The organism is Mesorhizobium sp. B4-1-4 (assembly GCF_006439395.2).
Taxonomy (GTDB): domain Bacteria; phylum Pseudomonadota; class Alphaproteobacteria; order Rhizobiales; family Rhizobiaceae; genus Mesorhizobium.
Genome location: NZ_CP083950.1, coordinates 1495337 through 1513060 on the forward strand (window position 1 = coordinate 1495337; position 17724 = coordinate 1513060).

Consider the following 17724-nt stretch of genomic DNA (forward strand, 5'->3'; position numbering starts at 1 on the left):
GGTTGTCCGTGACGTGTCCCATTCGCTCCGGTCAGGTCTTCCGCGCACGCGTTTCGGCGGCCTTCCGTGCCGCGGCCGAACGACCGGACGGGCCCTTCGTCTCGCCTGCCTTCTTCGCCGCAGCCGAGCGTTCTTCTGCCGTCCGGTGTGATGCCGCGCGCTTGGTCTGCCGTGAGAGAGCCTCATGCGATGTCGTGTTCTTCGGTTCGTGTTCGAGGACCTCGGACACAGCCTTCGAGACCTTCGGGCGGCGCTTCGGCGTGCGCTCGCCCTGGCCGACTTCATAGGCGTATTCGGCGCTCTTGCGCGTGCTCTCCTTGACCTTGCCTTTCTTGGGCGGCGGCAGATCAACACCAGCGCGACGTGCTTCCGATAGGCCGATGGCGATCGCCTGCTTGGTCGAGCGCGCGCCATGCTCGCCGCGCCGGACCTTTTCGATCTCCTCATGAACGAACTCACCAGCCTGGGTGCTCGGCGACTTGCCTTGGCGCTTGTCCTTTCGCGCCTTCTCGATGGTCTTTTTGTCTGGCATTGCATTGCTCCTTCCTCGCAACCGTTCGAAAAGTGGCGGTGCGTCGCCATCAAGACCGCTGGATCACGCACGCCGCGCCATTTGGGTTGGGTTTTCCACCATGTGCCGCCGGGCGCGGGTGAAATCGGCAAAGTCGAGCATGACCCGGTCCTCAGTACGGCTGGCTATGGAGGCCGCCGAGCGCGAAATGCCTGTCAGCGCCTGCCCTGCCGACCCATCCTCGACGTTCACGGCCACGTCGCCCAGTCTCCCTGTTTTTCGGATCGAAAAAAACGGAGCGGTAACCCTTCAGGCAATTCGCCGGCCCGCTAAGTCCGAAGAACGACCCGACAGTGCGAAGAGTTCCTGCGTCGGAACGATAATGGATGCGACACGTTCGCGCAGAAGTCTTGCACGCGGTTCGCAAAGGAGACTGGCGGAGACGGAGATGCGTATGCCCACCTTGGCGACTATCGCGAACACCTCGCCGCCGTTATCCTGTTCTGGTTGGTTGCAACGGGGTTCCTCCTGTTCGGCACACCGTTCTGGCCGCAGCGCCAGGCCCGTATGGTGATCCTTCCGTCTGTCGATCACACGACGACCGCAGAAATTGAACGAGCCCCTTCGCGCATCAATCTTCCAGACCGATTTGGCCGCACGCTTGTCACCCGTGTCGGCAAGCTGGAACTGAGGGTTCCGCAGGACCGGCAGGGGCGCTTCGGTTCCCTGGGCACTTGCTGGGGAAGGAACTAGAGACCGAAAGAGAAAACCCAAGGGTTGGTGTCGTATCCCAGGCGCGGCTTGGGTTTGCTTGTGTCGGTCTGTGATGAAATGGCGGTGCCGGTTGCCGTACAATCCAATTTTGCTGCCTTTACCGCCTTGATCGACAGACCAGCACATGCATTGGCAGTGACCTTCGCCTTCTTTTCGTGCGCCACGGCGGCACTTGACGCGGCAAGGACAATAGCCGCGCACGCGATAGCAGTTTTCATTAAAATCTCCTATTTTAGGAAAAACTAATGAAAAGTTAACGTAACGTCAGATAGGCGTCAACGGATAGATCGACCCCGGCGGTGTCATCAAAGTCCGCGGTCGGTGCACGTGATTTCGGGAACCGAATTGTGCCCCACTCGGTACAACTCGACCCGAGAGCCCTTGGGGCCGCCTAAAGCTTCAGTGCGCCAGATGCGGAGGGGAGGCGGCCCGGCTGCCGGGGGTTTTTCCTTTGGGCAGCCGAGCCATGCCGGAGTTCCTCCCGGCTGATTTGATCATGCCCCTACATTAGCAAGAACGCAAATGCGATTTGGAATCTGAAATGAGCGCTCCGGGAGGCGCCAGCGCGCCAGAGGCTTCGGCGATGTAGGACAGCGGCGGCGGAAAACGCATACAGGCGGGGATGCTACGCTTGCAAATCTGTAAGATAGGTCTTCATCGCCCGATGCGGCATGCCAGCTTCCTCGAACGCGTCGCCATAGGCTACGAAGCCGAGCTTCTCGTAGAACGAGATCTTGTCCGCCTGGGACGTGAGATAAAAGCGGTTCTCGCCACGCGACCGCGCGATCTTCATCCCCGCCTGCATCATCCGCGAGGCAATGCCCTTGCCCCGTGCATGGCGCAGCACGGCGACACGGCCGAACTTGGCGTGTTCGGGCAGGAAGACAATCCGCAGCGTGCCGACGACATCGCCGCCGTCGATGGCGACAAGGTGGATGGCCTCGGCGTCATAGGCATCCCGTTCCACCGTCTCGGGCACGTTCTGTTCGACAATGAACACCTTGCGCCGGACTTCGAGTGCGAGGGCACCTAGGTCAGAGGCAATGGAGACGGGGAGGATCGTGAGATCGGACATGGTGAAGTTCAACCATTGGAACGCGAATACGATCGGAGCCGGGATTCGGGATCAGCCCGCGATAGCGGGCCTTAGAGCGATTCCAAAAGTCGATCGCGAACCAAGGACCAAGTTCGCTGCCATCTCGGCGGCAAACGTGCTGTACGGGCTTCCCTGCCTCTTCTGAGGGGTTTTCAAGGCGCTGGCAAGATCATCGAAAGCGATGCAGGTTGAACCACTGTTTTCCCTCGCAGACAATCAGTCATAGATGATCTGGCTGCGCGATCCGTCCAACGTGATGAAGCCGATATGCCGCCGATCCTGATAGAACTCGCACGAGGCGACCGACCGATGGGGGGCATGCGCCTTGCTGCGGATTTCAAATTCGATCGTCACCTTCAGCGGATCAACTTGCTCCGTGACGCTGATGCGCCTGTAGCTCTCGTGACTCTCACCATGCAGTTCGAAAAACCGCAGAAAGTTCTCACACCGTGCGATCGGAGTCAGCGCCGGCTCCGAGGCTGCCGGCGAAAGCATCAATGCGTAGGCGCACAACGCGGCCAGGATCGCGGTCATTTCCTCAACCTAACGCCGGCGCCGCCGTCGACCATCTGTCCGTCTTCGAGGAAGATAACGCCCGCTTCACGGAGGACGCGCTCCAGGACTTCCAGTGTGACGTTGCGGGGGTAGACATTCCGGTCTCGAAATTCTGGAGCGTCGCAACGCCGACCTTGGCCGCGTCGGCGAGGTTCTGCTGCGTCCATGATACGAGCGCGCGAGCGGCGCGGCACTGCGTCATCAATTCGATCATCCCCTTCGATCACCCCCTAGACACCTCGTGCAAGGCGTTGGTCGCGTCGAGGGGCTTTCGAAAAACCTCTGTCGCGTTTCGCACTTCGCCAACCAGCGCGGTTTCGACGGCAGCCAGGAATGCGTCTGCGTTGCCAAGTTCATCGTGACGTTCGAAACGATGCTGGCGACGTCGGCGGCGACGGTAAAGCACACCGAGATCAGCGATGAAGAGTTTTTCGGCCCGACTGGCGGGGCGACAGTCAATTAACTCGAAGACCGGCTATTTTTTGGCCCGGCGACTTCGGCTTCCGGATCTTTTGCATTCAACGGAACGAGATGCCGGGAAGCCGGTTAACTAGATATGCCAATCAAGGTCAAAGAACCTCCGGCGAGGCCCGACCCGAAGAAGCCACCTGTCCGTCGTCCCGACGAGGAAGAATCGCCACAGCCCAAACATGTCGATCCACCGCCGCGAGATGTGCGAGAGGCACCAGTACCAAATCCCAACGGCGATAAGAAATCCTAAGCGTTCCGCAAGCGAAAAAGGGCTCGGCTGCTTCGGGGGATGCTATGTCTGTGGCGGAAAAGTCACGCAACTCGAATATCCAGCACTTCAACTGGCGCGAGCTTATTATCCAGCTAAGCGAGGCGTACCGTTGTCCCGGGTAAAAGGGGACACTCCTCCCGAACTAGCGCCCGCTGCGGAATAAGGTGGTGGGCGTTTTCTTTACCCCGAAAGGGCCCGGCGGCCACCGGCTTGCCAGGCCTTTCTTGTGCTTTGCAGGCCGGCGAGCATCACTTATGCGATTGCTGGAAGCCGGCCACGTCGTATTGAGATACGCTCTTCGGGTTCTTTGAGTTCTGCGGCTGCTCGCCGGCATAGTGTGTTCCCGCATTCCCATCGGGATTGAAGGCAGAACCCGGGGCAGAGCTGGCGTGGCCAGGGGTGGTGCTACCTGTTTCAGAGGTGCCGATCGTTTGGCTGGGCTGACCAGTCGTGCCTGTTACGGTATGGACGTTGGCAGCCAAGCCGTGCTGGCGGAGGCTATGAACAAGCCGGCGATCATTGGCGTGAGGAGATGCTTCATGGTGTTCTCCTTTGCGTTTCAGGAAGGCGCTCGGGGTTAAGAGCACCCGGCATGAAGCACGAACGCTTTTCGGGCCCGCTTTTATTCCGGTGGCTTCGGCTTCCGGGCCTTTTTTTGTTGGATGATTCTCGGCCCATATTGGCCAAATCTTGGACAGAAGCCGGTAAAAATTCACTAAGTGCTTGATTTTGTGGTACGCCCAAGGGGAATCGAACCCCTGTTACCGCCGTGAAAGGGCTGGATTTTCTGGGCTTCACTGTTCATGGCCATTCGCAGAAATTCAGTAATTACAAGGCTTTCGTTCTTTTCCGTTCATCACTGTACGGGGGCATATATTCGACGTATATTCGACGTGTTTTCGAAACTCGAAAGGCGGGTACATGGCGAAGACCCTCAAGGAAGCACCGATCACCACTGCGAATGCTCGTTCCAAGCTCGGTGCTGGTGAATATCCGAGGCGCCTCGATGCTGAGGCAGCGGTCTGGTACCGCATAGGCAAGCGGGGCGGTGTCTGGTTTGCCCGATGGCGCAACTGGGGACCAGGCGCTAACTACAAGCAAGTGCAAGTAGGCCCTGCCAATGACCTCAACGACAAGCCGACGGAAGGTCTGTTCACGTTCCCGCAGGCCGAGGCGCGGGCTCGCCAAATTGTCGATCAGGCGCGCAGGGGAGCGAAGGCCGCAGCCGACGGGCCAGTGCTTACGGTGCGCCTGGCTGTCGAAGCTTATATTTCCGACCGCGATGCGCGCGAGAGCAGAAGGGCTGGTCGCACGATCCGTTCGGATGCTAGCAGGCGGCTCAGCCGGTACATCCTTGGCCAGGAGAAGCGCGGAAAACAGAAAGCAATTCCAGCAGAACCGCTGGCGGACGTGGCGCTGCACGCGTTGAAGGAAAGCGACCTCCTAGAGTGGCGCGACCGCTTGCCGGAGACGCTGAAGGTGACGGCAAAGCAGCGCACCATCAATGACCTGAAAGCGGCCCTCAACGGCGCCTATGCCGCGCACCGTCTCCGGCTGGAACCTACCTTGCCAGCCGTCATTAAGCACGGCCTGAAGGCCCAGCAGAGCGACGACGATGACGCCGTTCCGCTGGCGCGTGATAATCAGATCCTCAGTGATGCCCAGGTGGGCGCGCTGCTTGCCGCGGCGCGGGAGATTGATGACGAACAGGATTGGGACGGCGATTTGTTCCGACTTGTTGTGGTCCTTGCTGCCACCGGCGCGCGCTTCTCGCAGGTCGTACGCATGAAGGTCGGTGATGTACAGCGGAGCCAGGGAAGGGTGATGGTGCCAGTGAGCCGCAAGGGCAGAGGCGGCAAGAGCGGCAACATTCCCGTTGCGATCGGCAAGGACGTGCTAGACGCGCTGCTGCCAACGGTCACGGGCAGGAAGAACGACGCTCCGTTTCTGGAGCGCTGGCGCTACAAGCAGGTTGCGGGCGGAATTCGGTGGGTTCGTGATGGGCGCGGTCCGTGGCACTCGCCGAGCGAACTGCATCGGCCGTGGCACGACATCAGGGAACGGGCGAAGATCCTCAACGTGATCCCATACGCGCTGCGCCATTCCTCGATCGTGCGTGGTATCCGCGCCAATCTGCCGATTCGGCTGGTTGCGGCCCTGCACGATACGTCGGTGCCCATGATTGAGCGGCATTACGGAAAATGGATTGTTGACGGGCTCGAGGAACTGGCGGCTCGGGCGGTGGTCCCACTGGTGCCGGTCCGGGACGGCAATGTCGTTCGGCTTGGAGTCGGATCATGAAGTATTCCACGACCGAGCCTATCGCCTGGGACGACGTCGAAGACTTCTGGAAAAACCTGATGCAGGTTTGCGATCGCCATCGCATTGAGCTGACCTCCGATCGGGATGTGCCCTGGAAAGATCTGGCCATAGCGCTTCTTTTGCGGCACGAGCCAAGTTTCCGTCTATTTAAGCGAGGCAAGGTTGGCCGGCCGCGGGAATGGAAGAGGGACATCGCGCTGATCCTCGATGCCGACCACGTCATTGGTGAACGGCGCTGTTCCGACAGCGGGGCCATTCACATTCTGACCACGTCGCCGCGGTTCGTCCAACGATGGAAGGGCGAGAACGAGCGGACTCTTAGAAATCGGCTGAGCGCCGCACGCAAGGATGAAAGAGTGGCCGCCATGCTACAGGGCGCGCACAAGCAGGCTCAGGATCGCGGGCTGAATCTTTGGCAGGTGATCAACCAGGACGGGGCATACCAGTTCAAGAAGCGCGGCAGGCCGCCGAAGAAGGCGAAAGCGGCGCAGAAGGCGCGGAAGGCCGCAAGCCAGCGGCCAAAGCCGATGAAAGAAATGGAAGTGCCAAAGGAGTCGATGACGAAGAAGGAACTGGAAGCGCTGCGCCAGGCTAGGACCATGGTCCAATAAAACTGACCATCACGGAAATTATGTTTCCGTGATGGTTTTTCGTTTGAAGGTCCGATGGTTTTTGGTGGCAGGAACGTCCGTTTCAGAATTTCACGAGGGCCAGCCGCTTATCGTGCTCCACGAACTTCAACAGATCGCGGAGCACTATTATGAACATCGGAAAACTTGCTTTCTCCATTGAGGAGGCGGCGGAAATGTCCGACATCGGCCGCACACGCATATTCGCTGCTATCGGTAGTGGACAGCTTGTCGCCCGGAAGCATGGGCGCCGCACGCTCGTCCTGCGCGCGGATCTCGAGCGCTTCCTTGCGTCGCTGCCGATCCGCGAGCCTAACGACGGGGAGCAAACAGCATGATCGGCCTCGCCGCCAAGAACCTCGAAGATACGGCTGTGATCGAGCAGGCCGTACAGTGCTTGATCGATACTCCCCGCCACGAACGGCACGGCGCCGCGGTACCGTTACTGAAGCAGCGTTTCGGGCTGTCGACGGGCGAGGCTGTGTCCGCGGTTAAAGAGTTCGCTCTCCGGATGGCGCGCGCCGGATGACCAAGCAGCCGAAGCCCTGGTTCAGGAAGGAACTGGCCGACATCTCCAAATACGATTGGCGCGATGCCGTAAACGCCGCGCCGAAATGGAAGCGCGAAACGATCCTTGGTCGAGTCGCTACCAAGATCGCCGACTTCTACAACCCCGAACTTGGGTACGCTTTTCCCTCACTTGAGCGACTTGCGGCAGAGTTGAATTTGACGCCGGAGAAGGTCAGCCCAGCGATAACGAAACTGAGAGCCGAGGGTGCCCTTGATAAGGTGCACCGACGCGATGTTCCGGGTAATGTAGCTCCGAAGAAGGGCCAACGTGGCCTGTTCCTGAAGCTCAATTTTGGCTGGGCAGCCGAAATGGCGGAGAGGGTATCAAAGCCGCAATTTGCGAAGGGCGAGGAAGCCGCTGCGCTCCGTGATGGCCGGCTTCGAAAGCAGACCCGAAAATTACCGGTCACCGATAAGAACAACTTACCGGTCACCGATAACCAAGTTCCTTACGGTCACCGTAAAGTAGATACCTTAGAGGGAAACCTTAGTGATACCGAAATCCGCTCCGACGGAACAGAACTTGGCGTCTACGCGCGCGAGGGAGAGGAACAGACCAACAGTTATGCCAGGGCAAAGGGGAGGGCAGCATGAGCGCTCAGATGGAACTGCTCGACTGGAATCGCGGCTGCCATGTAATCGCTTTCCCGCTCATCCGTCGGCTCGGTCGTATCCGTGAGGTAGCCAGCAAGATGCTGACGAAGTCGACTGATCGGCACGCGGAACGCTACCGCGACCAGGTAACGACCGGCCTCTTGGGCCACATGACACGGCTGGCCATCCCCGAGCGGGAGCAGGACGAACAGCTCGGCGCATTTTGGTCGGCGGTGCAGGCCGAAATCGCCAGGCTCACCTATGGCAACCGGCCCGGCGGGGGGCATGTCGCGTGAGCACAAAGCTGTATGTCTGCTCTCGCAAACGTGTACGAGGGCGCCTGGAATCAAGCGTGATGACATCGCGCAGGCCGCGCGAACCAGCAACCGCACTCTGATTGGCACTGTTCGTTCTGCTGCCGGCCCTTAATATTTGCCTCAAACGCGCGCTGGCGGGCCGGTTTGCCCGAAATAAAGAGGAATTAGGTCTGCAACCCCTTCTGCAATCCTTCTGCCGGAATGAAGGAGCTCTTCGATCTATGCCTCGGTCGGCTGGCTGCCTGAAGAAGGCACTGCAGATCAGATATCCATAGCGTAGGCGGGAATTCCTTCTGGAACGAGCTGGGCCATCAGCCTTTTTCATGTCCGAGCGGGATAAGAGTTGTACGAATTCCCACATTATTGCGGGAAAATCGGAGTCTCCCATGGGCGGCGCAGGATCGGGGAATCGGTGGCGAGACGGGGGCCGACAGAAGTGCGAGGACCTACTGGATCTCCGCATTCCGGCCTTGCGCAAGTATGGGCTGCTGGAGCCGGGGCGCCGAGGGAACCTGGGGTGGACCGTCAACGGCCGGTCTGCCGGTTCGATTGGCATCTTCGCGAACGAAGGCTATCTGGAGCTGACCTACCGCCATCAAGGTCCGTCCCAGCATTGGCGGGACGTGCACGAGATCATCGCGCTTGATTCCACGGAACAACATTTCGGCGGCGAGCGGCGTTGGTTTGTCTGCCCTGCCTGCGACCGAAGGTGCGCAGTTCTATACGGCGACGAGCATTTCCGCTGCCGACAATGTCAGCGTCTCGCTTATCGTTCCCAAAGCGAAGATCCTCGCTTTCGGTCTCTCTCCAAGGCGCGGAAGGTTAGACGACGGCTGGGCGAATCTGGCAACTTAGTGCTGCCCTTCCCAGACAAGCCACCCGGAATGCACTGGGCGACCTATGATCGACTGTACGTCTACGGAATGGCTCTGGAGCGGGCTTCGCTACGTGCCTTTGCCGCGGCAACCGACAAACTGCGCGCCGGTCCCCGTGGTAGGGGAAATCGTGTTCACCGGTGATAGACCGCCTAAGCTGTTCAAGACGATTGGGTTTGGCGCGCAGGCGTCGACAGCGAGCCTTCTCTAAGGTCGGGCCAGCCTGAGAACAGGGATCCCGAGCTTCTCGGCGAGGGAACATGTGTACCAGGTTCCGCCGCCGCCCGGGAACCCGCAGACCAGATCGGGCTTAACCTCGGGGGACTCTCAGACCTTCAATTGTTCAATGCGCGTGCTCTTCATCGGAAGTTCGAACATCGCTCCTCCGGCGACGATTTCGGATTGCTTTTCGATCGTGCTCCAAAGGGCAAGAAGCCGCTCCATCTGCTTGGTGACCGGGGCCTTATAGAGGCCCTTAGAAAGAAAAAAGCCGACAAGCCGCGAGCTTCGAAACGCCGCATATTCGACCTTGTTCCGGGTGATACGCCGATCGCCAGAAATAACGACCCAACGCCCCTGCGTGCTCAGGTGGCTTATCCACTCGATATCCTTCACGCCTGGGCCGAACTTTTCTCTAATATGGACGATCTCATGCTCGCCGACGAACAGCGCATTTAGGGAATGTGCGAGAGCGGGCGACAGGTTTTCGTCGACCAGAACTTTCACGCGGCGCTCAGAAGGCTCTCTTCGAACTTCACTGCGTCTCTAACGACGGCCGGCGATACGTCGAAAAGGCGCGCGACCCTATCCACGGATCCTTCGGCCTCCACAGCCTGCGCGAGCGCAACGGTCGGCACGCCGTATTTGGAAGCAATTGGCTGACCGAACGAGCGATGAGGATCGATCACGATAGATTGCTTGCCATTGAACGGTCGCCAGCGTGCTACCGCGTCATCCTCGATGTCCAGATCCTTGAACGTCCGCTCTATGACTTGGCGGAAGACGTACTGGCGTTTCTTGAGGTCGAGCAGTTTTGACTCGCCGGAACGCTCGATGCTTTCAAGGAATATCGTTCGGCCGTCAGTCTCGAAACGCCTAGTGGAGAACGGCCGATCGTCATCGACACATTCACGTGCGCATTCCAGACAGTTCCGAATCGCCAACAGGCCGACGCCGGCCTCCGTGAACGCCTTGACAAAGCGCAGCTCGATCAGATCCCGGAAACCGATCTCGAGGTGATTGTCGACGATTGGCCAGTGTGACGACCATAGTGGCGCAATTCGATGCTCAACCTGATGGCGGCGGTAGGTATAGCCCTTCATCCACCTCGAGATGTTGAGCGCTGACGTGCCGATGAGACGTGCGGCCTCTCCGACGGTGTAGGAACCTACCCCGAAGAATTCCGCTTCTTGAATGTTCTGGCGTGCCGTCATGACGGAAGAGTTATCCACTTTCGTGGGCCGTGCAAGGATCTGTTGAATTTGTTGTCGCGGTACAGACCATAAGCGCCTGCCCATCACTTGCCGAGCTTGCGCAGCCGTGCGCCGTTACGCAATTGCAGAGGCCGCGGGTCTAAAATTCTGCCCGAACGCCGCCGCAGATTGACGCTCTCCGATCTGCTGCGTTAGGGGCAAACCTCGGCCAAACGAAAGCAAGCTGGAGGCAAAGCTGAAGATCGCTAAACGCTATGCAATGACGTTCATCGCTTCGGCGGGTCAACCGCTTCGATCTGGCGCATGACCTCGTGCGGGTCGAACCCAATCACCTTGGCTAGATCGAGGTATTCAACGAGATCCAGGCGACGATCGCCATTTTCTATGTTGGCAATGAAAGGCTGATGACGACCGAGAGCTTTGGCGACAGCTGCCTGCGTCAATCCTGCCAGCTTTCGCTTCTCGGTTAGCAGCTCAGCAAGTCGCCGATGGCGGTCCGAATGCAGGGTTTTGGCCATCCGCTCGTCGAGCAATCTCCACTTCGACGTTGCGGTAATCGGAATTTCATATTATCCAAAAAATGGATTTTCCTGTTTTGCATGAGTTGGATCGCGGAAACGAAGATCCAAAGGCAAAGCTGACTGACACTTAACCGACTCGCGTCGGCGTATCGCGGAGTCGTTCGGCTTTGAGTTTGATACGCGGTTGGGGACGTGTTGGCGAGCCGGCCGGGTTCATCTCTTCACTAGGAGGTCCGAGCAAATGATCACCGAACGGTCAGCCGCAATTCTCGGGTCTGCGATCATCTTGGCGGTTGGGCTGCATCTCTACTTCTCGCCCTACCAGCAGTGCGTGCGGGAGGTCTCGGCTGGCGATCGCCTTGAAAATGATGTCAGCTTGTCGGGCCCTGCCGAAATCTGTTTGGCGCAGTTGGGTAGGCGGTGATCGACTGACAGCCGATTTCTTCCAAACTCGAAAATGGGACTGTCATGAAAACTCTGGTCATTACTGCCACTACCGCATTTTTCGCCGCAATCATTCCGGGGCCGGCTTTGGCGGGGTGCGCCAATTACACGGATGGCTCGGCCGATATTTCGCCGCCAAAAGCAACAATCTGCTTCGAGCGAGTCTGTGAAAAAACAACCGTCGACTTTGATTGCGCCAATATTCATGGGTCGCAAAAGGGCTATGCAAACGGGTGGAGAGTGTACGTTGACGCGGATCGTAAGCCCGCCGTTGCCCACGTTTTCCGTTCCCGTGCGCGTCCCAGAATCAGACCTCGGCAAAATTACCTGTGAGGGAGACTGCTTCACACTTCCGAGATGATTCGTGCTCGCTCAAGACGTGTTTGTATTTCTGGGACCAGTGTCGTGGGTTGCGGCTTTTTGCGGCCAGGAGTTCAATCGAACAGCACCAGCAATCCTCGATCCGTAGATGAGCGGCCCTAGGCCCCGAACAGCGCGAAAGTTAAACCGATGCCCCGTCTGACCCCACAGCAAAGGATTGCATTGGCTGGCACGCTCGAGATCCGCGCTGCGACGGGCGAAGGACTAAGCTCGGAGAAAAGGGTAGAGCTTCGCCTCGCGGCTAAGAACCTGCTCGCGTTGAACGCCATGGAGGAGCGCAGGAACCAGTCGAAGTCCCCGGCCGAAGGAATCGCGCGAATATTCGACCAAGCTGCAGAGCAACGCTGGTCGGAGGACCTGCGCGAGGAGCTCGGCTATCGTCATATGATACACTTAGCCGACGTGTTCGAAGGATGGGCATTCGACAGCCGCATAACGCCTGAACGCACAGCCGAGCTTGCGGGATGGGCAGAGTCGATGCGCGCCTTGGCGGAGAAAGTTGGGTCGACATGGGATCCCCCAAGACCAGCGGGTGCACTCTCCCTTGTCGGATTTATCGGTCGGATGATGGACGAGTAGAGTAATAGGTCAATTTAATTTGGACCTTCGGCCTACGCGTCAGCTGGCAGAGGTTCCATGGCTGCTTTGCGCCCATTTCGGTCATCAAAGTTAGCTGTGCCCCTGCCTAAAAGCGGACGTCGCACGCGGCCGCGCTGGAAGTCATGGTAGCGCCACTAGCAGACGATCCGCTTGGCGCCAGCAACGGCCCCTAATTCAACAGGTCGAGAGGCCGCGCCCCGCCCCGCCCGCAAATCATTCATGTGAGATGAAGGTTCTGCACTTCGTAGGTCCAGACCCGAAACCCTTTGAGAACATGCGGGCCGAAGGAGTTGATGAGCGGAATGTCGGCCGCATCGCGGCCGCGGGCGACGACGATCCTGCCAATCCTGGGCGTGTTGTTTCGCGGATCAAAAGTATGCAAGCACCGTCCAGGAAGACCTCGATCCAGGCGCTGAAGTCCATGGGGTCGACGACCGGGACCCCGATGTCGCCGAGATGTCCGTTGACATAGCGTGCAGGAATATTGAGGCAGCGGCACAAAGTCAGCGCGAGATGGGCGAAGTCGCGGCAGACGCCTATGCGTTCCTGGTACGCCTCGAAGGCCGTTCGCGTCGATCTGGCCTGCATGTAGTCGAATTGAATATGACCGTGGACGAAGTCGCAGATTGCTTGCACGCGGCCCCAACCTGGGGCAGTGGCGCCAAACATGTCCCACGCCGCCTGGCTGAGACGATCGGTTTCGCAATAGCGGCTGCCCATCAGGTAGACAAGGCAGCCGTCCGGCAAATCCCACACCGCTACTTCGCGGGCAACTGGCAGCAGCCTGTCTATCTTGCCGTCGTCCTCGATCGTTGCATCGCCCCACATCGTCAGGTCGCCCGCGGGCGCGACAAGCCGGCGGCATCGGTTGCCAAAAAGATCATGGTAGGTCGATGTCGGAACATCGGGCGTGGTGAAGACCGTTTCGGGGATCCTGATGTCGGCCGCGCGGTCGTCGTGGACCGACAGCAGGCATACCAATGCGGTCGGTTGCTGGCAGGTCAGCGTGATCTCATAGCCGTAGCGGATCAGCATGTGGATCTTGCCTGCCGGAAATCAGCGGGGGTCAGAGTGCAGGAATCGCGACGGTTGCGGGAGTAGGCTTTGCAAGCAACATCATGGATGGACATCAGCAAGGCGTCGAATGCTGAAAGGTATCTTGTTTCAGCAGCCCCGGTCTCGGCCAAGGCGATATCCGATTTCGCGAGCGCCTCGACATCGACCAAGAAGCAAGCCGTCATGATCGGTGAGGCGGACGGCGTTGCGCGCTGAAAACGTGGAAGTCGGTCCAGGAGCGATCAACTTCGACTCGACGGCCATTTGATGGTCCATAGAAATCGCGCCCGGACGCGCCGCCCTCATTTTCCCAGACCGCAAGCGCCGCGACGTTGCGGGTCCGACAGCTTTCGTTGTTATGGCCACTCATGATGTTAGCCGTTCCTCATTAATCGCCTCCCCGACCAGAACGCCCGAATAGAGCGTTGCGCCATTCGCATCGGCGATCGTCATGGCGTCCGGCCGCTGCGGCATGTTCAGGGTCCCAGCCAAAAGCCTGGCGATTTCGATCGCATCGTCGAGGTCGGCGGCTTCCGCCGTCTCGCGGCCGAGCACGGCATGCGCATCGTCCGCTTCTCGGGTGCGATAGAATTCGATCATGATCTTCATCGTCATCCGTCTCGCCGTGTCAGTTCTCGCCTTTGCCGCGCGGGGTACTGATGTTAGCGGCAAGTCTGGTCTGGGCGCCGAACACGCTTTTAGGCTTGGGCAGGACCTTTTCCTGCTTCGGCTTCCTGATTTCCCGGCTCGAGCGTTTCTGTCCCTTTGACATGTGCGAACGTCCTTTCGATGAGCGTTATGGTGTCACCCGGCGATGTGGCGACCGGTTCGAGACTGTCCTGCGTCGCCACCCGTTCATGAAGTCGCCGTCGCTGCGGATGCGGTATTGCAGCGAATCTCCTCTCGGTGGGAGCGGGGCTGTGATGCGGTATATTTCCACGGTCTTTGGAAACGTGCCAAAGCCGCCCTTCAGCCGGACAGCCTGCCCGACGGCAAAGAGATGCGTTGCGGCTTCGCGGCGGACCGGGCGTGGGTTGCGTTGCATCATCGTCGTGGTTCTCATCATTGTGTCTGGTCCTGCTCCAGTGCGGCTTCGAGCGATGCCGGTTCGATCGGCACCATCTGCCGCGTAGCACCGCTTGCGGAGATCGCCGGCAGGTGAATGAAGGTGGCGACGCGGCGCCACGCGATCAGGGAAGCTCCTTCGAGGGCTTCCTCGTCATGATCGACGCGGTAATCCCCGGGTGGTTGCGGTGCATCGAAGCCGGGCAGCGAAAACGCCGACTTGAAGCGGACGACCGTTGGTGTGGTGCGGCTGGTCATGAACTGCGGCTTTCCGCGGAAACGGGCGGCCGCGCCTTTCCGTATCATTCCCACTCGAATCGCCGGGACGATGCCCGACGCTGCCAGTACATCTGTGGTCAGCGTCGATGTCATTCCAGGGGTTCGAACGGAACGAAATGTGCGCCGGACCGGCGCGTGCACTCGTTTTCGAGAATTCGGTGGTGAATGGCGGGGCTCTGACACAAAGCCAACTCGACCAAATCAACGAGTTTTACCTATACGCCTCATTTGAGTTCCAAACAAGGTCGCGACGCCTTTTATTTGTCGCTTGAAATAACAGATGCGCGCCCGCGAAATTCAAACCGGCAGAAAGTTTTCCACCAGTGCGGATGAATTTCTGTGCGGCTCGAATTATTTCACTCGAATTCTTGGCCATTGGCGAGAAATAATTCTGGCATTCCTATCTATCGAGTGCCAGCCCGCCTATACACAGGCAGCGGCCGCCCATGCCGGCCACAGAAAGAAGTTCCCATGAAATTCCGGCCACTCCACCACCGCGTCGTCATCCGGCGCGCCGAAAGCGACACCAAATCCAAGGGCGGCATCATCATTCCCGACAATGCCAGGGAAAACCCGCAGGAAGGCGAAGTCATCGCTGTCGGCCCGGGCGCTCGCGACGAAAACGGTGCGCTTGTTCCGCTCGACGTCAAGGCCGGCGACTTCATCCTGTTCGGCAAATGGTCGGGAACCGAGGTGAAGATCGACGGCGAAGACCTTCTGATCATGAAGGAAGCCGACATCATGGGCGTCATCGACAAGAGCGAGATGGCCGGCGCCAACAAGACCGGGGCGGTCAAGAAGGCCGCCTGATCTGAGCGCCGCGCATTTCCCCAAACCGAATCGGATAAAAAAATGTCTGCCAAGGAAATCAAATTCTCCACCGATGCGCGCGACCGGATGCTGCGCGGCGTCGAGATCCTCAACAACGCTGTCAAGGTGACGCTTGGCCCCAAGGGCCGCAATGTCGTCATCGACAAGGCCTATGGCGCGCCGCGCATCACCAAGGACGGCGTCGCCGTCGCCAAGGAGATCGAGCTTGCCGACAAGTTCGAGAACATGGGCGCGCAGATGGTGCGCGAAGTGGCCTCGAAGACCAACGACCTTGCCGGTGACGGCACAACCACCGCCACGGTGCTGGCGGCCGCCATCCTGCGCGAAGGCGCCAAGCTGGTCGCTGCCGGCATGAACCCGATGGACCTCAAGCGCGGCATCGATCAGGCGGTCACCGCCGTCATTGGGGAAATCAAGGCGCGGGCCAAGAAGGTCAAGTCGTCGGCCGAGATCGCGCAGGTCGGCACCATTGCCGCCAATGGCGATGCCAGCGTCGGTGAGATGATCGCCAAGGCCATGGACAAGGTCGGCAATGACGGCGTCATCACCGTCGAGGAAGCCAAGACCGCCGACACCGAACTCGACGTCGTCGAGGGCATGCAGTTCGACCGCGGCTATCTCAGCCCGTATTTCGTCACCAATGCCGACAAGATGCGCGTCGAACTGGAAGAGCCTATGTGCTTATCCACGAGAAGAAGCTCGGCAATCTGCAGGCGATGCTGCCGATCCTCGAAGCGGTGGTGCAGGGCGGCAAGCCGCTGCTGATCATCTCCGAGGACGTCGAAGGCGAGGCGCTGGCGACGCTGGTCGTCAACAAGCTGCGCGGCGGCCTCAAGGTCGCGGCCGTCAAGGCGCCGGGCTTCGGCGACCGCCGCAAGGCGATGCTGGAAGACATCGCCGTGCTCACCGCCGGCCAGATGATCTCGGAGGATCTCGGCATCAAGCTCGAAAACGTCACCATCGACATGCTCGGTCGCGCCAAGCGCGTGCTGATCGAGAAGGACACCACCACGATCATCGACGGCGCCGGCCCCAAGGCCACCATCCAGGCGCGTGTCGCCCAAATCAGGGCGCAGATCGAGGAGACCACTTCCGACTACGACAAGGAGAAGCTGCAGGAGCGGCTGGCGAAGCTCGCCGGCGGCGTTGCAGTCATTCGCGTTGGCGGTGCGACCGAGACCGAGGTCAAGGAAAAGAAGGACCGCATCGACGATGCGCTGAACGCCACCCGCGCTGCGGTGGAAGAAGGCATCGTTCCGGGCGGCGGCGTGGCGCTGCTGCGCGCCAGGTCGGCGCTCAACGGCCTGACGGGCGCCAATGCCGATGTGACGGCTGGTATTTCGATCGTGCTCAGGGCACTGGAGGCGCCGATCCGTCAGATCGCCGAGAATTCCGGCGTCGAGGGTTCGATCGTGGTTGGCAAGCTCTCCGACAGCAAGGATCGCAATCAGGGTTTCGATGCCCAGAAGGAGGTCTATCTCGACATGATCAAGGCCGGCATTGTCGACCCGGCTAAGGTGGTACGCACGGCACTGCAGGATGCCGGCTCGATCGCCGCACTTTTGATCACCGCCGAAGCCATGATCACGGACATTCCGGCCAAGGATGCCGCGCCTTCGTCCGGCGGCGGGTGTATGGGCGGAATGGGATACTAAGACCTTGGCGCCAGGAGAATGCCGTGCGTGAACCGACGCTGCTCCCGGTGTTCGGCAGGCTTGGGGTCAAGTCGCCGGTCGCCATCGTGGCGGCTCCGGCCAGATCCAGCAATATGACGAACCTGGCGGCCCGTATGCGAGAGGGTCTCTCGTCGCACGGGGGCCTGGCTTTGAAGCTCGGCGTGGTGCTGTGGACAGTCCTTGTCCTGGCGACGGTATTTTTCATTCTGCAGACCTGAACAGATCGGCGGCGGGCGAAAACGAAAGGACGCGGAATATGGCAAACCGCTACGCGCTTCGTATGGACCATCCGGACAGCTGGACCGTTTTCGACGTCTTCACCGGCCAGCCCGCCGAGTCCGATCACAAGATCATGGTCGGCATCAATGCCGGCCAAGCGTACGAGATGGTCAGCCGGCTGAACGATCAAGACGCCAAGCGGCGGGAAGAGGGCGGCCGCTGACTTGTACCGAT

General features: G+C 59.6%; 25 protein-coding genes and 4 pseudogenes. 16 read left to right on the forward strand and 13 right to left on the reverse strand.

All coding sequences use genetic code 11. The features are described 5' to 3' along the window. Nucleotides 1-31: 31 nt before the first annotated feature. Together FJW03_RS07155 and FJW03_RS07160 are read right to left on the reverse strand one after the other, a co-directional pair. Nucleotides 32-532 (reverse strand): DUF6496 domain-containing protein, encoded by a 501-nt coding sequence (locus tag FJW03_RS07155; RefSeq protein ID WP_140610164.1) that lies wholly within the window; start codon nucleotides 530-532, stop codon nucleotides 32-34. Between the two features lie 63 nt (nucleotides 533-595). Continuing rightward, nucleotides 596-769 carry a hypothetical protein gene (locus tag FJW03_RS07160; RefSeq protein WP_181173194.1) on the reverse strand — a complete coding sequence of 58 codons (174 nt, stop codon included), beginning with the start codon at nucleotides 767-769 and terminating at the stop codon, nucleotides 596-598. A 345-nt stretch (nucleotides 770-1114) separates the two neighbouring features. Here FJW03_RS07160 and FJW03_RS30005 point away from each other — a divergent pair. Continuing rightward, nucleotides 1115-1237 (forward strand): annotated as a pseudogene (locus FJW03_RS30005) (transposase); the annotation flags it as partial. A 23-nt stretch (nucleotides 1238-1260) separates the two neighbouring features. On the opposite strand, the gene FJW03_RS07170 reads toward FJW03_RS30005, so the two are convergent. From FJW03_RS07170 to FJW03_RS07180, 3 genes are all read right to left on the reverse strand, one after another. Continuing rightward, nucleotides 1261-1503, reverse strand: coding sequence for a hypothetical protein (locus tag FJW03_RS07170; RefSeq protein WP_140762092.1), 243 nt, complete (start codon nucleotides 1501-1503; stop codon nucleotides 1261-1263). A gap of 407 nt (nucleotides 1504-1910) precedes the next feature. Continuing rightward, nucleotides 1911-2360, reverse strand: a complete 450-nt coding sequence (locus FJW03_RS07175; RefSeq protein ID WP_140610162.1) for a GNAT family N-acetyltransferase — start codon at nucleotides 2358-2360, stop codon at nucleotides 1911-1913. Nucleotides 2361-2597: 237 nt separating this feature from the next. Next, complete coding sequence (locus FJW03_RS07180; RefSeq protein ID WP_140762089.1) at nucleotides 2598-2915, reverse strand: hypothetical protein; 318 nt, start codon at nucleotides 2913-2915, stop codon at nucleotides 2598-2600. A 262-nt stretch (nucleotides 2916-3177) separates the two neighbouring features. Here FJW03_RS07180 and FJW03_RS07190 point away from each other — a divergent pair, with 262 nt between their 5' ends. Then, the gene (locus tag FJW03_RS07190; protein WP_140762086.1) at nucleotides 3178-3399 is read left to right on the forward strand and encodes a hypothetical protein; all 222 of its coding nucleotides are present in this window, start codon (nucleotides 3178-3180) and stop codon (nucleotides 3397-3399) included. 527 nt (nucleotides 3400-3926) lie between these two features. Here FJW03_RS07190 and FJW03_RS07195 read toward each other — a convergent pair. Continuing rightward, nucleotides 3927-4394: a hypothetical protein gene (locus FJW03_RS07195; protein ID WP_210240577.1), complete on the reverse strand. Its 468-nt coding sequence runs from the start codon at nucleotides 4392-4394 to the stop codon at nucleotides 3927-3929. Between the two features lie 205 nt (nucleotides 4395-4599). Between FJW03_RS07195 and FJW03_RS07200 the strand changes: the two genes are divergently transcribed. From FJW03_RS07200 to FJW03_RS07225, 6 genes are all read left to right on the forward strand, one after another. Then, nucleotides 4600-5979 carry a tyrosine-type recombinase/integrase gene (locus tag FJW03_RS07200; RefSeq protein WP_140762083.1) on the forward strand — a complete coding sequence of 460 codons (1380 nt, stop codon included), beginning with the start codon at nucleotides 4600-4602 and terminating at the stop codon, nucleotides 5977-5979. After that, nucleotides 5976-6611: a hypothetical protein gene (locus tag FJW03_RS07205; RefSeq protein WP_140762080.1), complete on the forward strand. Its 636-nt coding sequence runs from the start codon at nucleotides 5976-5978 to the stop codon at nucleotides 6609-6611. The genes FJW03_RS07200 and FJW03_RS07205 overlap by 4 nt, the downstream gene beginning before the upstream one ends. Before the next feature lie 149 nt (nucleotides 6612-6760). Then, entirely contained in the window at nucleotides 6761-6967 is a 207-nt protein-coding gene (locus tag FJW03_RS07210) for a helix-turn-helix domain-containing protein (RefSeq protein ID WP_140762077.1), read from the forward strand. Beyond that, on the forward strand, nucleotides 6964-7158 hold the full coding sequence (locus FJW03_RS07215; protein WP_140762075.1) for a hypothetical protein: 195 nt from the start codon (nucleotides 6964-6966) through the stop codon (nucleotides 7156-7158). Before FJW03_RS07210 ends, FJW03_RS07215 begins: the two co-directional genes overlap by 4 nt. Beyond that, entirely contained in the window at nucleotides 7155-7793 is a 639-nt protein-coding gene (locus tag FJW03_RS07220; protein ID WP_140762072.1) for a hypothetical protein, read from the forward strand. Before FJW03_RS07215 ends, FJW03_RS07220 begins: the two co-directional genes overlap by 4 nt. Then, nucleotides 7790-8089: a DUF6074 family protein gene (locus FJW03_RS07225; RefSeq protein ID WP_181173193.1), complete on the forward strand. Its 300-nt coding sequence runs from the start codon at nucleotides 7790-7792 to the stop codon at nucleotides 8087-8089. The genes FJW03_RS07220 and FJW03_RS07225 overlap by 4 nt, the downstream gene beginning before the upstream one ends. Before the next feature lie 1223 nt (nucleotides 8090-9312). Here FJW03_RS07225 and FJW03_RS07230 read toward each other — a convergent pair. From FJW03_RS07230 to FJW03_RS07240, 3 genes are all read right to left on the reverse strand, one after another. Continuing rightward, nucleotides 9313-9711: a hypothetical protein gene (locus tag FJW03_RS07230; RefSeq protein ID WP_140762069.1), complete on the reverse strand. Its 399-nt coding sequence runs from the start codon at nucleotides 9709-9711 to the stop codon at nucleotides 9313-9315. Continuing rightward, complete coding sequence (locus FJW03_RS07235) at nucleotides 9708-10418, reverse strand: hypothetical protein (RefSeq protein WP_140762066.1); 711 nt, start codon at nucleotides 10416-10418, stop codon at nucleotides 9708-9710. Before FJW03_RS07235 ends, FJW03_RS07230 begins: the two co-directional genes overlap by 4 nt. Before the next feature lie 266 nt (nucleotides 10419-10684). Further along, complete coding sequence (locus FJW03_RS07240; protein WP_140762063.1) at nucleotides 10685-10936, reverse strand: helix-turn-helix domain-containing protein; 252 nt, start codon at nucleotides 10934-10936, stop codon at nucleotides 10685-10687. A 244-nt stretch (nucleotides 10937-11180) separates the two neighbouring features. Here FJW03_RS07240 and FJW03_RS07245 point away from each other — a divergent pair, with 244 nt between their 5' ends. From FJW03_RS07245 to FJW03_RS07255, 3 genes are all read left to right on the forward strand, one after another. Further along, nucleotides 11181-11363 carry a hypothetical protein gene (locus FJW03_RS07245; RefSeq protein WP_140762060.1) on the forward strand — a complete coding sequence of 61 codons (183 nt, stop codon included), beginning with the start codon at nucleotides 11181-11183 and terminating at the stop codon, nucleotides 11361-11363. Nucleotides 11364-11407: 44 nt separating this feature from the next. Then, complete coding sequence (locus FJW03_RS07250) at nucleotides 11408-11716, forward strand: hypothetical protein (protein ID WP_140762057.1); 309 nt, start codon at nucleotides 11408-11410, stop codon at nucleotides 11714-11716. Between the two features lie 177 nt (nucleotides 11717-11893). Next, nucleotides 11894-12343, forward strand: a complete 450-nt coding sequence (locus tag FJW03_RS07255; RefSeq protein ID WP_140762055.1) for a hypothetical protein — start codon at nucleotides 11894-11896, stop codon at nucleotides 12341-12343. Nucleotides 12344-12581: 238 nt separating this feature from the next. Here the strand turns inward: FJW03_RS07255 and FJW03_RS07260 are convergent. The 4 genes and pseudogenes from FJW03_RS07260 to FJW03_RS07280 form a co-directional block, all read right to left on the reverse strand. Next, a pseudogene (locus tag FJW03_RS07260) lies at nucleotides 12582-13399 on the reverse strand (transglutaminase-like domain-containing protein). Nucleotides 13400-13786: 387 nt separating this feature from the next. After that, nucleotides 13787-14029: a hypothetical protein gene (locus FJW03_RS07270; RefSeq protein ID WP_140762263.1), complete on the reverse strand. Its 243-nt coding sequence runs from the start codon at nucleotides 14027-14029 to the stop codon at nucleotides 13787-13789. Between the two features lie 89 nt (nucleotides 14030-14118). Next, nucleotides 14119-14486 (reverse strand): annotated as a pseudogene (locus tag FJW03_RS07275) (hypothetical protein). After that, nucleotides 14483-14743, reverse strand: coding sequence for a hypothetical protein (locus FJW03_RS07280; protein WP_140762261.1), 261 nt, complete (start codon nucleotides 14741-14743; stop codon nucleotides 14483-14485). Before FJW03_RS07280 ends, FJW03_RS07275 begins: the two are co-directional and overlap by 4 nt. 301 nt (nucleotides 14744-15044) lie before the next feature. On the opposite strand from FJW03_RS07280, the gene FJW03_RS07285 reads away from it, so the two are divergent. The 5 genes and pseudogenes from FJW03_RS07285 to FJW03_RS07305 all read left to right on the forward strand — a co-directional run bounded on the left by FJW03_RS07285 (nucleotide 15045) and on the right by FJW03_RS07305 (nucleotide 17713). Continuing rightward, a complete protein-coding gene (locus FJW03_RS07285; RefSeq protein WP_140762052.1) occupies nucleotides 15045-15239 on the forward strand; it encodes a hypothetical protein in 195 nt (64 codons plus the stop codon). Beyond that, nucleotides 15236-15574, forward strand: a complete 339-nt coding sequence (locus tag FJW03_RS07290) for a co-chaperone GroES (protein WP_140762049.1) — start codon at nucleotides 15236-15238, stop codon at nucleotides 15572-15574. Before FJW03_RS07285 ends, FJW03_RS07290 begins: the two co-directional genes overlap by 4 nt. A 42-nt stretch (nucleotides 15575-15616) precedes the next feature. Continuing rightward, a pseudogene (gene groL / locus FJW03_RS07295) lies at nucleotides 15617-17250 on the forward strand (chaperonin GroEL). Between the two features lie 23 nt (nucleotides 17251-17273). Continuing rightward, nucleotides 17274-17489 (forward strand): hypothetical protein, encoded by a 216-nt coding sequence (locus tag FJW03_RS07300; protein WP_140762047.1) that lies wholly within the window; start codon nucleotides 17274-17276, stop codon nucleotides 17487-17489. A 38-nt stretch (nucleotides 17490-17527) separates the two neighbouring features. Next, nucleotides 17528-17713 (forward strand): hypothetical protein, encoded by a 186-nt coding sequence (locus FJW03_RS07305; protein ID WP_140762044.1) that lies wholly within the window; start codon nucleotides 17528-17530, stop codon nucleotides 17711-17713. Nucleotides 17714-17724: the final 11 nt, after the last annotated feature.

Excerpts from the sequence above, each read along its gene's own strand:
- FJW03_RS07155 (WP_140610164.1), bottom strand. The coding sequence starts at position 532 with ATGCCAGACAAAAAGACCATCGAGAAGGCGCGAAAGGACAAGCGCCAA.
- FJW03_RS07170 (WP_140762092.1), bottom strand. The coding sequence starts at position 1,503 with ATGAAAACTGCTATCGCGTGCGCGGCTATTGTCCTTGCCGCGTCAAGT.
- FJW03_RS07175 (WP_140610162.1), bottom strand. The coding sequence starts at position 2,360 with ATGTCCGATCTCACGATCCTCCCCGTCTCCATTGCCTCTGACCTAGGT.
- FJW03_RS07180 (WP_140762089.1), bottom strand. The coding sequence starts at position 2,915 with ATGACCGCGATCCTGGCCGCGTTGTGCGCCTACGCATTGATGCTTTCG.
- FJW03_RS07200 (WP_140762083.1), top strand. The coding sequence starts at position 4,600 with ATGGCGAAGACCCTCAAGGAAGCACCGATCACCACTGCGAATGCTCGT.
- FJW03_RS07205 (WP_140762080.1), top strand. The coding sequence starts at position 5,976 with ATGAAGTATTCCACGACCGAGCCTATCGCCTGGGACGACGTCGAAGAC.
- FJW03_RS07210 (WP_140762077.1), top strand. The coding sequence starts at position 6,761 with ATGAACATCGGAAAACTTGCTTTCTCCATTGAGGAGGCGGCGGAAATG.
- FJW03_RS07215 (WP_140762075.1), top strand. The coding sequence starts at position 6,964 with ATGATCGGCCTCGCCGCCAAGAACCTCGAAGATACGGCTGTGATCGAG.
- FJW03_RS07220 (WP_140762072.1), top strand. The coding sequence starts at position 7,155 with ATGACCAAGCAGCCGAAGCCCTGGTTCAGGAAGGAACTGGCCGACATC.
- FJW03_RS07225 (WP_181173193.1), top strand. The coding sequence starts at position 7,790 with ATGAGCGCTCAGATGGAACTGCTCGACTGGAATCGCGGCTGCCATGTA.
- FJW03_RS07235 (WP_140762066.1), bottom strand. The coding sequence starts at position 10,418 with ATGACGGCACGCCAGAACATTCAAGAAGCGGAATTCTTCGGGGTAGGT.
- FJW03_RS07240 (WP_140762063.1), bottom strand. The coding sequence starts at position 10,936 with ATGGCCAAAACCCTGCATTCGGACCGCCATCGGCGACTTGCTGAGCTG.
- FJW03_RS07245 (WP_140762060.1), top strand. The coding sequence starts at position 11,181 with ATGATCACCGAACGGTCAGCCGCAATTCTCGGGTCTGCGATCATCTTG.
- FJW03_RS07250 (WP_140762057.1), top strand. The coding sequence starts at position 11,408 with ATGAAAACTCTGGTCATTACTGCCACTACCGCATTTTTCGCCGCAATC.
- FJW03_RS07255 (WP_140762055.1), top strand. The coding sequence starts at position 11,894 with ATGCCCCGTCTGACCCCACAGCAAAGGATTGCATTGGCTGGCACGCTC.
- FJW03_RS07270 (WP_140762263.1), bottom strand. The coding sequence starts at position 14,029 with ATGAAGATCATGATCGAATTCTATCGCACCCGAGAAGCGGACGATGCG.
- FJW03_RS07280 (WP_140762261.1), bottom strand. The coding sequence starts at position 14,743 with ATGACCAGCCGCACCACACCAACGGTCGTCCGCTTCAAGTCGGCGTTT.
- FJW03_RS07285 (WP_140762052.1), top strand. The coding sequence starts at position 15,045 with ATGCGCGCCCGCGAAATTCAAACCGGCAGAAAGTTTTCCACCAGTGCG.
- FJW03_RS07290 (WP_140762049.1), top strand. The coding sequence starts at position 15,236 with ATGAAATTCCGGCCACTCCACCACCGCGTCGTCATCCGGCGCGCCGAA.
- FJW03_RS07305 (WP_140762044.1), top strand. The coding sequence starts at position 17,528 with ATGGCAAACCGCTACGCGCTTCGTATGGACCATCCGGACAGCTGGACC.